The following is a 13441-nucleotide window of genomic DNA, read 5'->3' on the forward strand; positions in this document are numbered from 1 at the left end:
CCGCCGCCGCCATCTCAGTCGGCCAACCTGCCCCGGCCGCCGACCGCGCGGCCAGCCGTCCCGCCCGCCCCGCCGCCCTCTCCCCTTCTCCCGCCGATCATCCCGCTCAATCCCCTCCCGCCGATTTCCCCCCGCCAGATGCCAGCAGACGACGTGGAAGTGGAAGAGGACGATGATCCCTCGACCCCGCCGACATCACTGCCACCCCCGCCACCGCCATCACCCCCAGAGGTAAAACCGGCGATCAGCGAGCCAGCGATGCCCCCCGTTCCCGTTGCGTCCAGCCCGGCGGCCAAAGGGTTCCGTTACGTCCTGGAGGGGCCGGGATGGCTGGGCAAAATGGCCCTCGGCGGCGTGATCGTCTCGTTCCCGGTGTTGGAGGCCGTGGGCGACGGTTACCGAATCCGGACCCTTCGCAACCTCCGCGCCGGGATGGAACATCCCCTTCCCGACTGGGATGACTTTGACGGCCTGTTCAAAACCGGCCTGCCGCTGCGACTGGTGATTTATGCAATGTGCCTGCCCGCCATTGGCCTGAGCCTTTGGGTGTGTTATTTGGATGCGGAATGGCTGAGCCGGAATTTTGGAGGCGCCGAAACCACGACGGAATCATCCGCTGCGGGGATGATTTTCAATTGGGCCGTGGTTCCGCTGCTGAACGTGGTCTTGCTAGTCCTTCAGTCTGTCCTTTTCCTGACGGTCCCGGTGCTGGTCCGCCGGTTGACCGACGGCGATTCCATCCCGCGTTTGTTTGACCCCCGCCCGGCGCTTCGTCTCATTCAAATCAATTTGAAGTCTTACGTCACGGCATGGGCTTCCGTGCTTCTGATGCTCTTGGTGTTCGGCATTGTCGCCGGTTTCCTAGGCGTCATCGGCTTGGTGATCGTGATCGGCCCGCTCCTCGGTTGGGTGCTGTTGAGCATCGGCCGCTTCTGGGGCTGGCTCACGTGGGCCTACCATTTGAACCACATGCGCGCCCCGACAACCGGGGCATCGACGACCGGTTGACTCTTCATCACGGCGCCTCCATCGGCTTCGCCGCCTCCGCCTGATCCTGTCGCAGTTTTCGCTCGATCATCACCTTGATGAACAGTGTCAGAATGGCCAGCAGCGTCAGCAGCGAGGCGAGGGCGTAGGCGGCGGCGTCTTTGTTGCCGCTCTCGAACAGCTTTTGCACATGAATGGGCATCGTACTGGTTACGCCGCCGATCCGGCCGGACACCACATAGATCGCGCCGTATTCTCCCATCGCGCGGGCGTTGCAGAGAATCATCCCGTAGAGCAACCCCCATTTGACGTTCGGCAACGTCACCCGCCAGAACATCGCCCACCCGCCCGCCCCCAGACTGCGGGCGGCCACTTCTTCTTCCGTGCCGACGGCCTCCATGATCGGAATCAGTTCACGGGCTACGAACGGGAACGTCACGAAGGCCGTCGCCAGCACCAAGCCGGGGGGGGCAAAAATCACCTGATATCCGTGGGCCATCAGCCACGCCCCGACGGGGGTGCGCGAGCCGAACAGCAGCACGAACATCAACCCGGCCACGACCGGCGACACCGAGAACGGCAGGTCGATCAACGTGATGAGAATTGTCCGGCCCGGAAACCGGAAGCGGGCGATGCACCACGCGGCGGCGATGCCGAACACCGTGTTCAGGGCGACCGCCACCGGGGCGACCATCAGCGTGAGGAAGATGGAATGCCGGGTTTCCGGGTCGCCCGTGAGGTTGGTCCAATAAGCCCCGATGCCGTCGCGGAAGGCTTCCCCGAAAACCTTGACGATGGGGATCACCACCAGCAGGCCGATGATGCCGAACGTCAGGACAATCAGCGTGCCGCGAATGTACCACGGGTCGGTGCGGGTGGGAGAGGCTGGCTTAGTTTGCATGGCGTTTGCTCCATCGTTCCAGCAAATTGATGACCACCAACAGAGCAAACGAAAACACCAGCAGCACGACGGCGACCGCCGCCGCTTCCGCGTAGGCATTCTCTTCGAGTCGGTTGGCGATCAGCATTGGGGCGATTTCCGTCTCGAACGCCTTGTTTCCGGAGATGAACACCACCGAGCCGTATTCGCCGATGGCCCGCGCGAAAGCGAGGGTGAAGCCGGTGAGGGCCGGGGGAATCAGCACCGGCATGATGACCCGGTAAAAAGTCTGCCAGCGATTTCCCCCCAGCACGGCCGAGGCTTCCTCGACTTCCTTGTCCAAATCTTCTAACACTGGCTGCACCGTGCGGACCACAAACGGGAAACCGGTGAACACCAGCACCAGCACGATGCCAAAGACCGAATGCGCGCCTTTGATGCCCAAGGGAACCAAGAACTGCCCGAGCGGCCCCTCGTCCATGTACAACTTCGCATAAACAATCCCGGCCACCGCCGTCGGCAACGCAAAGGGAATGTCCACGAGCGAATCAAGGATGTGCCTGCCGGGGAACTCGTAGCGAACCAGCGTCCACGCCACGATCAGCCCAAGCACGACGTTGATGGCGGCGGCCGTCAGCGAGGCGAAAAACGTGAGCTTGTAAGCGGCCACCGCCCGAGGATTCCAAACGGCCGTCCAGAACTCTCCGAAGGAAAGATCAGCCGCCTTGAGGAAGCACACCGCCAACGGAATCAGGACAAGCAAACTGAGATAAAGCATCGTGTAGCCGAGCGAGAGCGAAAACCCCGGCAACACGCGGCGATTAGTCGAAGACATGGCTTCCTTGTGAAAAACCGATTCAACTCATTCTTCCGGTCTGAAAGACCGGTTAATCCAGCCCGGTCCGTGAGGGCCGGGAACTCATACCGAATCGCATTGATGACCAACCAATGTGAGGCGAAGAGACCCCCTCCAGCTCCCCCTTGCCAAGGGGGAGAGGAAATCCGGTCGCCGCCAAAACCTTTAGCCTCATCAGAGAGGCCGGTTTTGCTCTCCCCCTTGGCAAGGGGGAGTTGGAGGGGGTCTTCTTCGCTTTAACCTCTCGTCAGTGATCAATGTGATTCGGTATCACACCCCGCCGAGGACCGGCCCTTTGGAATTGGGCTACGGTCGTTGTTTTGCCCGGCCCTCACGGACCGGGCTGGATTAACCGGTCTTTCAGACCGGAAAACCTATGCTTTCTTGCTTATTTCTTCCGTCCGGCCGCGAGTAATTGATCATATTCGCCGTTCTCGGCGAAGAACCGTTTTTGGATGCCGTCCCATGTCGGGCCGACGATGGTCACCGGGAACAGCTTCAACTCCGGGAAGCGATCGGCGGTCTTTTTCTTGACGGCTTCGTTGGTTGGCCGGTAGTAGTGCTTGGCGATCACTTCTTGGGCTTCCTCGGTGTAGAGGAATTTCATGTACTCTTGGGCGATCTTCTCGGTCCCCTTCTGCCGGGCGTTCTTGTCCACCACGGCGACGTGCGGCTCGGCCAGAACACTCAACGGAGGATAAACAATCTCCAACTCCCAGTTCCCTTTGCCTTGTTGCTCCTTCACTTCCAAATAAGCTTCGTTTTCCCATGTCAGGTGAACATCGCCAATATGGTTTTGGGCAAAGGTCATCGTCGCCCCGCGGGCGGCGGCATCCAGCACTTTGATGTGCTGGAACAAACCGGTGACATATTTCCGGGCGTCTTCCTCCGATCCACCCCGGCTGAGGACTGATCCCCAAGCGGCGAGGAAGCTCCACTTGCCATTGCCAGAGGTTTTCGGGTTGGGAGAGATCACATCCACGCCTTCGCGGATCAAGTCGGGCCAATCTTTGATGTTCTTGGGATTCCCTTTGCGGACCACGAAGACGATGGTGGAAACGTAGGGAAGCGACCGGTTCGGGAGTTTGCTTTCCCATTTTTCATCCATCAGACCGGCTTTGCGGACCAGATCGGTGTCGGTCCACAGGGCCAGCGTGATGACATCCGCATTGAGGCCATCAACCACTGACCGGGCCTGGCTGCCGGAACCGCCGTGCGATTGTTTGATGGTAACGCTTCGACCCGTCTCTTTGAGGTATTGGGAGGTGAACCGGGGATTGATGTCTTGCCAGAGTTCCCGCGTGGGATCGCAGGCGACATTTAGGAGGGTGACATCCCCCGTGGTGTCCGACACTTTTGTCTCACGGACGACCCCGGCTTGGAGAATCCAGCCAGCCGCCCCGAAGACGTAGAGCAGGCCAAGGGACCAGAGAATGATACGCCACATAGTGAGTTCTTCGGTTGGAACGACCTCGAATCTTCACTAAGTGTATCAACAAACAGCCAAATGACGAGTACGCAAGGTGACAAGGTGGTCAATCTCGGCCCGGCCCTCACGGACCGGTCTGGGTTAATCGGTCCGTTGGACCGACCTTGCTTTAGGTCCAACGGACCGATTAACCCAGACCGGTCCGTGAGGGCCGGGCGTATACTCACTTAATCTTCGGCAACATCGCCAGCACCAACCCCAGCAACACCGCCGAGGCCGCATAGGGCAGCACCGGGGGTTCATACGCCTTGAACAACACCGCCCCGGAAAGCGGCCCCAAGATCCGGGCCAGCGCCGAGAAGGATTGATTCACCCCCAGCACTTCCCCCTGCCGGGCCGGGTCGCTTCGCTTGGAGATGAGGGCTTGGGCCGAGGGGGTCAGGAAGGCGAAACCGATCACACCGGCCGCGAGGGCGATGAAGAAGGCCGTTTCCCTCATCGGCAATTGCGGGGCAATCACAATGGCCCCGATGCCCGCCAGACCGAGGAACATGAAGCCGACGCCGAGCCGCATCATGGCCACTTCGCCGTGTTTCTTCACCAATCGCCGATAGAAGAAACCTTGTGTGAACATCAGCACAAAACCGACGTAAGCGAAGATCCACAACGTCTGGGACTTCGAGTATTGGAAGTCCTTGGTCAACAGGGCCAGCGTCCCTTCAAACAGGGCGAAGCCGAACGTGGCGAGGAAGAAAATCAGCACCAGCATCCCGACGGTCGGAGTCTGTAGCGTGGAAAATAACTGGCTGACGCTCAGCCAGCTTCGCTTCGCCCCCGGCCCGGTCGGCGTGCGGGTTTCCGGCAGTTTTACGATGGCCAGAATCAACGCCATGAGCGACATGGTGGCCGCCAGATAGCCGACCGATTCCAAGTTCTCCGGGAACAGGGACAAGGCCACCGCTGCCATGATTGGCCCGAAAGTGAAGCCGATGCCGAAGGCGATGCCGATGAGGGCCATGCCGTGGGAACGTTTTTCTTTGCTCGTGCAATCGGCAATGACCGCTTGGGCCGTCGAAATGGTCGCCCCGGACACGCCGGCCCCGACGCGGGCGATCAAAATAAGCAGCAGGATCATTCCGGCGTGTTCCGCCGCGCCGAGCGAACAGGCATAGCCGAACAAGGCATAAAACACGACCGACCCGACCAGCCCGATCAACAGGATCGGCCGACGCCCCACTTTGTCGGACACCCGGCCCCACACCGGGGAAAAGAGAAACTGCATCAGGGAGAAGACGGACATCAGCCCGCCGATGACCCAACCACTGTAGGCCGTGGGGATTTCGGCGGGGCCGATCAGCCCGTCGATCAGTTGCGGGAGGATCGGCAAGACGATCCCGAACCCGAGCAGGTCGATGAACACGACGAGGAAAACAATCACCATCGCGGCCTTCGAGGAAGGCGGGGTCGGCGGGGGGACGGACGTGTCGGTCATGGAGGGATCAACGGGGTTTCGACGGCGCGGGACAGCAGGCAGGATACCGACGACCGGCCGGTTCGGCCAAGATTTTGAACTCCTCCCGACGCCATGCCGTAAAATAGGGATGCTGTCCGCGGGGAGTCCGCGGAGATCGTTCCTCTGGCGTCGCATGGTGGCCCGATGAATTCCTTCACCCGAATCGGATTGCCGATTCTCCTCGTCGTCGTGGCCGTGTTCCTCATCACGGTCGCCACCCGCTACACATCCGATCCGGAAGAGCAAAATCTCCCCACCGACAGTTCCGCCGAAACCAAGCCAGGCGGGCCGAAAGCTCTCAGGGAACCGCCGCTGAAGTTTTACACCACCCAAGCGGCCGTCACCAACCGGGACGCCGCCCCGAAACACATGAAATATTGGGTGCCCGAAGTCGAAATCGACCAGCCGGGTTACTTCGTGTACTGGGCATCGAACAAACACCCGCAACCGGTGGTTCTCCGGGCCGTCGCCGCCAACTGCCAGTGCGCCAGCGTGGAATACGCCAACATGCCGCCGGACGCTCTGCGGGATTACGCCACCGCCTCGGCGATTGCCAACTGCCCGCTGATCGGCTCGCCGATGCCGTTCAACGGGGCGCTGGCCCAGGCCATTTTCGCCGGCAAACTCAATTGGAAACTGCTGTACAACAAGGATGGCAAGGAGGACGGCGAAGTCCCGGCGGCCGGCCCCGCCGGACCGCAGATGGTCGGCGTCCGCATGAACTGGAGCGGCAAGGCCGAAGGCCCCCGGACGATCTCAACGCAACTGCTGTGTAATGTCCCCGATGTGATTCCCTTCGGCACAACCCTGGAAGCATCCATCATGGGAGTCCCCTCCTATTCCCTGCTCACCCGCTCGGGAGATTCTTGGGCGCCCGCCGGCGAACTTCAGATGGGGGAAATCCGGGACAACGGGCAGTCCAAACAACAGTTCTTTGTCGTCTCGGCCAACCGGCTCTATCTGGCTTTGAGCGCGTCGCTGGAAGGCGAGCCGAATCCGTGCATCACCATCTCGCCCCCCATCCCGGCCACACCGGAGGAAATAAGCAGCCTGCTTTCCTTTGCCCCCAAAGGAGAGCAAATGATGCCCCGCGTCTCCAGCATGTACAAGTTCGAGGTGACCGTTCAGGAAAAAGCCAACCCCGAAGAGGGAAGCAAGAAAGAGCCGCGTCAGATGGACCTTGGCGTGATTGACCGCCGCATACGCATCGAGAACAGCGGGGTGACCGAACACCGAAGCCTCATGATCCGCGGGCGGACCCTCGGAGACATCAGCATCCTCGCCGGGGCGGACTCCGGCCGGATCAACATGGGGAACGGTTTCTCAGTGGATCAGGACATCCGCAAGGACGTGACCCTGATCGCCGAACGAGCGGATTTGGACATCTCCTTGGTGACGAAAGAAACGATGCCCAATTATCTAAAGATCAAACTAGAACCTCAGAATGATCTCGGCGGCCGGAAGAACTGGCGATTGAGTGTCGTCGTGCCCAAAGGATCGCTTTACGGATCGCTGCCCGCCAACAGTGTGATCGTCCTGAAAACCAACGAGGCCGTGCCGCGACGGATTCGGCTCCCCGTGCAGGGTTCTTCGTATGATTCCGGCTCCAAGCCCTGATTCGGATTGATCGATGACCATGCTTTTGGGTCGATACGAATCGCTCGGCGTGTTGGGTCGCGGCAGCATGGGGGAGGCCCGCGCCGCCCGCCCCGTTGACGACCCGGCCACCACTGTCGTGGTCAAAATTCTGCGGCCCGATCTCGCGGACACGCCCCGCGCCCGGCAATTCTTCGAGCGGGAAACCCAATACACCGCCCGGCTCAACCATCCGTACATCGTTCGCCTGCTGGATTCCGGCATCGACGAACTCGCGGGGCCGTGCCTCGTGCTGGAGTTCGTCCCCGGCAGCACGCTTGAACAAATCCTCCGGCGAGAGCCGATGCTCGCCCTGCCCCGTGTGGCCCGTCTGGCCGGTTGTCTGTGCCACGGTCTGGAGGCCGCCCACTCGTCCGGTGTGTTCCACCGCGATTTGAAGCCCGGCAATCTGATGATCGTCAACGCGGGCACGCCGACCGAATTCCTCAAGATCATGGACTTCGGCCTGGCCCAATTGGCGAGCAAGCCGTTTCTCTCCCGCGAAAGTCTGTCGGGGATCGACCAAATCGTCGCCCAGGGAACCCCGGCCTACATCTCCCCCGATCAACTCCGGGGGGACGATGTGGACAGCCGGGCCGACATCTATGCCACCGGCGTGATTCTCTACGAAATGCTCACCGGCGCGCATCCGTTTCCTTACCCGACCTCCGAAGCGGTGATGAACGCCCACCTCCGGGAACGGCCGCCCCGGTTTGCCGAGCGAAACGTGCGCCACCTGCCGGCCGCGTTGGAAACCGTGGTCCTTCGCTGTCTCGCCAAGTACGCCCCGGAACGCCCGGCCTCGGCCCGTGAACTGGCGATCGAACTCTCACGGGCCGTCGGCTTCGACATCTGGGAAACCATGATCCCACTGGAGGAGCGCGAGGCCCAAGCCGCGCTTCCGGTGGCCGAGGATGTGTTCCCGGACACGCCGCCGCTTGACCCGTGGCATGTGGTCCATCGGGCCGAGGCGTGGATGCCCGACCGCATCGCCGTGTTGAAACTGGGGGGCTTCCTCAAGGATCAGCAAGCCGACCTGTTGCACACCGAACCGGGACTCTTGCAGGCCCGCTTTCATGTGAACGTGCCCGCCACCAGTTTCTTCGGCCGCCTCTTCAAGGCCACCCGCCGGGAGGGCGTTGATCTGGACGTGCATCTCGACCGGCCCAACCCGACCGAAAACCGCCTGATCTTGTCGCTGAATTTCCGGCCCACCGGCGGCAAGATCCCCGACGACCGGGCGGGGTATTTTCGGCGTTGCGAGCATTTGTTTGATGAAATCCGCAAGTATCTCATGTAACCTGACCGGGTGTCACGGGCATCACCCCTCCCGCCACCCTCTCCCATTTCTCTTGATGCGAAGACAAAAGAAGCGAAGAAAAGACCAACCACAAAGGCACAAAGATCACACAACGTTTCACAAAGAAAACATCACAAGATCGAAAACAGCAAGCAAAGAAAAGACCGAAGAAAACAAAAAGAATAATGACCGGTGGATTATCTTTCTTTTGCTTCTCTTTTGCTTTGATCTTTGTGAAACGTTGTGTGATCTTTGTGCCTTTGTGGTTAGTCTTCTCTTCGCTTCATACCCAACGTTCCCGGAGCTTGAGACCATCACCATGAAACGGATTGCGATATTGACAGCCGGCGGCGACACCCCTGCCCTGAACGCCACCCTGGCCGGGGCGGTCACGCGGGCCAATCAGCGAAAAATCGAAGTGTTTGGGATCATCAAAGGCTTCAGCGGGTTGCTCAATCCCCGCGTGCCACACGTTCACCTGAATCCGTTGTTCACCACCATCCCCGAACTCGTTCCGACTCTCGGCGGCACGCTGCTCGGCGCCTCGCGGGACTATGTGGACTCGGACGACAAAACAACCATCAACGCCGTGATCAGCCGGCTTGGCCAGTTGAAAGTGGATGGCCTCATTTGCGTCGGCGGAGACGGCACCCTCAACGGCATGCAAGCCCTCGGGGAATCGCTGCCAACGGTGCTGGCGCCCAAGACGATCGACAACGATCTCGGGTTGAATTACCAGAACGAAGCCGACGAATGGGAACGCGCCGAGCGTCCCGGCAAAGAACCGGTCTACTCCCGCCGCTTTGCCTGCGAGACCTTTGAGTTGGATCAGATGATGAACTACGTGACACCGGGTTATGCCACCTCGGTGTTCGTCTCTGCCTCCGGGGTGGAGCGCATCCGGACGACGGCCGAGAGCCATCGCCGCATCGCCATTGTCGAGGTGATGGGAAGACACTCCGGCTACATCGCCCTAGGGGCGTGTTACGGTCGGCCGGATTTGTTGCTGGTGCCGGAATGCCCGCTCAATGTTGATTTGCTGGTGGAGAAGATCAAGCAGATTTACGAGCTGCAAAAGAACGTCGTGATTGTTTGCGGCGAGGGGATCGTCGACCAAAGCGGCCAGGAACTCGGCGCCGAACTCAACTCGACCGACCCGGCCGGGAACAAAATCCTCTCCGGCGCCTCGGAGGCGCTTCGCAGTTTGCTGGTCACTCGCTTGGGGGATGATTACTTCACTAGCAAACGCCGCAACGAGAGCGCCAGCGCCGCGATCTTCACCCGGAAAATCGGCCACACCCAACGGGGGGGCCGGCCGATCATGTTCGACCGTTTCTATGCGATGCAACTCGGCGGCAACGCCGTGGACATGCTGGCCGAGGGGCAGATCAACAGCGTGAGCATTTTGCAATGGAGCGAGAAAAACGGCTTCCATGTGGCCGGGATTCCCGCCAACGATTTCCGCGACCGCTGGGGCCTGATCCACGCCCGGCAGATGCACCCGAGTTTCTACGACCCGATTCGCATGAAACCCTCGGCCACCGGCATTGATTATCTGAAGCCGATCTTCAACAACGCCGTCGGCCCGGACGATTGCGAAGCCCTGCAAAAGACCTTCTCGGCCAGCAATCTCTCCTCGCCTTATCACTCGGTGAACACGGACATCAACAAGCGGATTCGGACTCTGTGAGACAGGCCGCGTTTTGAGAAGAAGTGTTGATCGCCCTCGCCCGATAATTTTCAAACGCTTTTGGCATTCAGCCGCCTATATTACCAACATCCCCCGCCCGCACTTTTAACAATGACTTGCCCTGAGATATTTCACCCCTGCGGATGTTGACGACCATGAGCATTGTGTTCGCCTGCCCGACATGCAAAACTCAGTACACCGTCAACGATCAGGATGCGGGCAAGAAAAGCAACTGCAAGAAATGCGGCCAGCGGCTTCAAGTGCCCGCCCCGCCCCCGCCGCAATCACGGGAGATGATCCAATTCAACTGCCCGGTCTGCAAAACAGCCCACACGGTTGACGAAGAAGCCGCCGGGCAAAAAACCAACTGCAAATCCTGCGGCCAGCGTCTCCAAGTGCCCGGCATGCCGCCCCGCTCGAAGACTATCATGGCGGACTTGGGCCCGGCGCCGGGGCCAGATTATTCATCCCGGATGCCGACCGGGGATTCATGGCCTGTTCCCGAACCGGAACCTCATTCATCGGAATCGGCCCATGCCCCGAACCGGCCCATCTCCGGCGCCATCGGAACAACCAATCGCGTTCTGGCGGGCATTGGCTGCGTGTTTCTGCTCATGGGTTTGTTTCTGCCGATGATCCAAGGACCGTTCGGCATCTGGCTTTCCTTTGTGGATGTGCCTTGGAAAGCGGTCACGTTGGGATTTGCGGTGGCCGACGAAATTCAAAGCCATCGGGACAAGCCGGATTCCCGGCGAGGCGAGCCGGATATTGTCTCCCGAAACTCGCCTTGGAAAAGCAATCCGGGCGATTCAAAATCACCCGAGAAACCCGTCTTGGTTATCTTCGTCGTCGTGGTGAGTCTTGTTTATCCGTTCTTCCTGATCGCGATCATTGTCGCAACGGTGTTTCAGGCATCTCAGGGAAGAAAAGCAAAAACCTTCTTATACCTCGGGATTGCCAGTCTCGCGGCAACCATCGGCTACGCGCTCTCGTTCCTCTCATTGAACGCTCTGCCGGAACTTCGATTATTAATGGCGACCATTTCCCCCGGTTTTGGCTGGGCGGTCATCATGATTGGCGCGGTCTTGGTGTTGATTGCGGGAAAGGGACGAACGGGAAGGATCTGAGCCGTCACCGGAGACAGACCCCACCCGCTTTCAGACAATCAACCCCGCGGCGCCCGGTCCGGGCGGACGTGGACTTTGCGGCCGCGAATCCGGCTGCCTTCCATCACTTCCACCACATACTCGGCGACATCGACGGGCACTTCCACGAGGGAAAAGCGGTCGGTCACATCGATTTGGCCGAGATCCTTGCCAGGGATGCCGACTTCGTTGGCGATGGCCCCGACGAGATCGCGCGGCGTGATGCCCGCATCCCGGCCGATGCCGAAGAAGACCTTGGCCATGCCCTTCGAGGTGGGACGGCCACCGGCTCGAGCTCGCTCCCGATTGCCGCCACCGGGACCGCCAAAACTGCCGCCACCGGGACCAGGGCGGCCACGATCATTGCGGGAATCACGCTGGGCGTCGGGAATTTCGACGTCGTCTTCCGCGCGGGAGGGCCGAATCATCATCCGGGCGGCGGCGAGGGCGATGTCCTGCACGGAAAAATCTTCCGCGAGTTTGCCGATCATGCCGCGAAGATCGCTCGTGAAGTTTGTGTCCGCGAGGGCTTCCCGCAGAATCTCGGCCGTGTGATCGACGCGGGACTGGCGAAGTTGCTCGACCGTCGGCACCTTGGCGAGTTCAATTCGCTGATTGGTTTCCCGCTCGATGTGCTTGAGTTGGTATTGCTCATTCGGCGTCGCCAAAGTGATGGCCACACCAGCCCGTCCGGCCCGGCCGACGCGGCCGATGCGGTGAACGTAGGCCTCGGCTTGCGGGGGCACGTCGAAATTAACCACGTGGGACAATTGCTCGATATCCAACCCACGGGCGGCGATGTCCGTCGCGATCAGCAGATCGGCCGTGCCGGTGCGGAACGCCTTCATCACGCGGTCGCGTTGCTCTTGGGACAGCCCCCCGTGGAGAGCCATCGGCTTGAAACCGCGACGGCCGAGCGTTTCAGTGAGTTCATCGGCTTCGGTGCGGGTTCGGCAAAAGATGATCGCCGAGGTCGGGCGTTCGAGGTCAAGAATCCGACCCAACGCCGTAAGCTTGTAATCCCGCCGGACCACATAAGCAGTCTGCCGGACTTTGGGGGCCTCGGCGCCGGGCGACTTGTCGCGGGCCACTTTGATCCGCATCGGGCTGCGCAGATGCTTGGCGGCGATGTCTTCAATACGCGGCGGCATGGTTGCCGAGAACAGCATCGTCTGCCGGGTGGCGGGCGTTTCGGAGAGGATGGCTTCGATGTCTTCCGCAAAGCCCATGTCCAACATCTCATCGGCTTCGTCAAGGACGACCGTGTTGATGGTGTCGAGAGGCATCTTGCCCTTGCGGATTAGATCGAGGCATCGACCGGGGGTGGCGACAATAATGTCAACGCCCCGGCGGATTGAACGGATTTGATCGCTGTAACCGGTGCCGCCGTAAACTGCCAACACTTCAATGCCGACCGGTTTGCCATAATTGGCAACGGCCTTCGCCACTTGGACAGCCAACTCTCGCGTGGGAGCAAGGATGATGCCCGAGACCCCCTGACGCTTGGCGTTGTTGGCCACCAATTTGTGAATCATGGGAAGGGCAAACGCGGCCGTTTTGCCGGTGCCCGTTCCGGCGAGACCGACCAGATCCTTGCCCGCGAGCAACGGCGGGATGGCTTCTCGCTGAATAGGCGAAGGATCGGAATAGCCAAGAGCTTTCACAAGCCGAGGATCAAGCCCCAACAAGTTGAAAGGATTTGGCGGCGGTGTTGCGGCGACCACAGGAGTCGGCGCAGGCATGCCTTCGGCCACGGGAGTGGGCGGGGTGGAAACAATCTCATCAGACATTCGGGATTCTGGCTTTCGACCGACCTAGCTTGTCGTCTTGACGGCTGGCCGGCACGGCAGGTCGAATCGAGTCTTGGAGATCCGACGGATTGGGAACAAATAGCAGACGACTGGCAAAAACAAGACTCGGCGCCAATCGGAACGTTGGGCCGCATACACGGCCATGAAATAAAAAAACCACCCGGCACCTTTCGGTGTCGGGTGGTCATAAAAGAC

General features: G+C 60.4%; 10 protein-coding genes. 5 read left to right on the top strand and 5 right to left on the bottom strand.

Annotated features, from left to right (window positions below; all coding sequences use genetic code 11):
- A partial coding sequence (locus BGIM_RS0141350; protein ID WP_193789068.1) for a DUF4013 domain-containing protein occupies nucleotides 1–1008 on the top strand: 1008 nt, incomplete at its 5' end.
- A 7-nt stretch (nucleotides 1009–1015) separates the two neighbouring features.
- Here BGIM_RS0141350 and cysW read toward each other — a convergent pair.
- The 4 genes from cysW to BGIM_RS55230 form a co-directional block, all read right to left on the bottom strand.
- Entirely contained in the window at nucleotides 1016–1888 is an 873-nt protein-coding gene (gene cysW, locus BGIM_RS0141355) for a sulfate ABC transporter permease subunit CysW (RefSeq protein ID WP_020475476.1), read from the bottom strand.
- Nucleotides 1878–2702 (bottom strand): sulfate ABC transporter permease subunit CysT, encoded by an 825-nt coding sequence (gene cysT, locus BGIM_RS0141360; protein WP_020475477.1) that lies wholly within the window; start codon nucleotides 2700–2702, stop codon nucleotides 1878–1880. The genes cysW and cysT overlap by 11 nt, the downstream gene beginning before the upstream one ends.
- A 409-nt stretch (nucleotides 2703–3111) precedes the next feature.
- On the bottom strand, nucleotides 3112–4170 hold the full coding sequence (locus BGIM_RS0141365; protein WP_020475478.1) for a sulfate ABC transporter substrate-binding protein: 1059 nt from the start codon (nucleotides 4168–4170) through the stop codon (nucleotides 3112–3114).
- 205 nt (nucleotides 4171–4375) lie between these two features.
- The gene (locus BGIM_RS55230; protein WP_020475479.1) at nucleotides 4376–5644 is read right to left on the bottom strand and encodes an MFS transporter; all 1269 of its coding nucleotides are present in this window, start codon (nucleotides 5642–5644) and stop codon (nucleotides 4376–4378) included.
- Nucleotides 5645–5809: 165 nt separating this feature from the next.
- On the opposite strand from BGIM_RS55230, the gene BGIM_RS0141375 reads away from it, so the two are divergent.
- The 4 genes from BGIM_RS0141375 to BGIM_RS0141390 all read left to right on the top strand — a co-directional run bounded on the left by BGIM_RS0141375 (nucleotide 5810) and on the right by BGIM_RS0141390 (nucleotide 11417).
- On the top strand, nucleotides 5810–7282 hold the full coding sequence (locus BGIM_RS0141375) for a hypothetical protein (protein WP_020475480.1): 1473 nt from the start codon (nucleotides 5810–5812) through the stop codon (nucleotides 7280–7282).
- A gap of 13 nt (nucleotides 7283–7295) precedes the next feature.
- Nucleotides 7296–8600 carry a serine/threonine-protein kinase gene (locus tag BGIM_RS59225; protein WP_052640225.1) on the top strand — a complete coding sequence of 435 codons (1305 nt, stop codon included), beginning with the start codon at nucleotides 7296–7298 and terminating at the stop codon, nucleotides 8598–8600.
- 319 nt (nucleotides 8601–8919) lie between these two features.
- A complete protein-coding gene (locus tag BGIM_RS0141385) occupies nucleotides 8920–10290 on the top strand; it encodes a 6-phosphofructokinase (RefSeq protein ID WP_029631708.1) in 1371 nt (456 codons plus the stop codon).
- 155 nt (nucleotides 10291–10445) lie between these two features.
- Nucleotides 10446–11417 carry an MJ0042-type zinc finger domain-containing protein gene (locus BGIM_RS0141390; protein WP_157369818.1) on the top strand — a complete coding sequence of 324 codons (972 nt, stop codon included), beginning with the start codon at nucleotides 10446–10448 and terminating at the stop codon, nucleotides 11415–11417.
- Nucleotides 11418–11455: 38 nt separating this feature from the next.
- Here BGIM_RS0141390 and BGIM_RS0141395 read toward each other — a convergent pair whose 3' ends face one another.
- Entirely contained in the window at nucleotides 11456–13225 is a 1770-nt protein-coding gene (locus BGIM_RS0141395; RefSeq protein WP_020475483.1) for a DEAD/DEAH box helicase, read from the bottom strand.
- Nucleotides 13226–13441: the final 216 nt, after the last annotated feature.

This window comes from Zavarzinella formosa DSM 19928 (assembly GCF_000255705.1).
Classification (GTDB): domain Bacteria; phylum Planctomycetota; class Planctomycetia; order Gemmatales; family Gemmataceae; genus Zavarzinella; species Zavarzinella formosa.

Bases quoted from the DNA above. Each gene is read 5' to 3' on its own strand.
- BGIM_RS0141390 (WP_157369818.1), top strand. From the start codon at position 10,446: ATGAGCATTGTGTTCGCCTGCCCGACATGCAAAACTCAGTACACCGTC.
- BGIM_RS0141395 (WP_020475483.1), bottom strand. From the start codon at position 13,225: ATGTCTGATGAGATTGTTTCCACCCCGCCCACTCCCGTGGCCGAAGGC.
- BGIM_RS0141385 (WP_029631708.1), top strand. From the start codon at position 8,920: ATGAAACGGATTGCGATATTGACAGCCGGCGGCGACACCCCTGCCCTG.
- BGIM_RS0141365 (WP_020475478.1), bottom strand. From the start codon at position 4,170: ATGTGGCGTATCATTCTCTGGTCCCTTGGCCTGCTCTACGTCTTCGGG.
- cysW (WP_020475476.1), bottom strand. From the start codon at position 1,888: ATGCAAACTAAGCCAGCCTCTCCCACCCGCACCGACCCGTGGTACATT.
- BGIM_RS0141375 (WP_020475480.1), top strand. From the start codon at position 5,810: ATGAATTCCTTCACCCGAATCGGATTGCCGATTCTCCTCGTCGTCGTG.
- BGIM_RS59225 (WP_052640225.1), top strand. From the start codon at position 7,296: ATGACCATGCTTTTGGGTCGATACGAATCGCTCGGCGTGTTGGGTCGC.
- BGIM_RS55230 (WP_020475479.1), bottom strand. From the start codon at position 5,644: ATGACCGACACGTCCGTCCCCCCGCCGACCCCGCCTTCCTCGAAGGCC.
- cysT (WP_020475477.1), bottom strand. From the start codon at position 2,702: ATGTCTTCGACTAATCGCCGCGTGTTGCCGGGGTTTTCGCTCTCGCTC.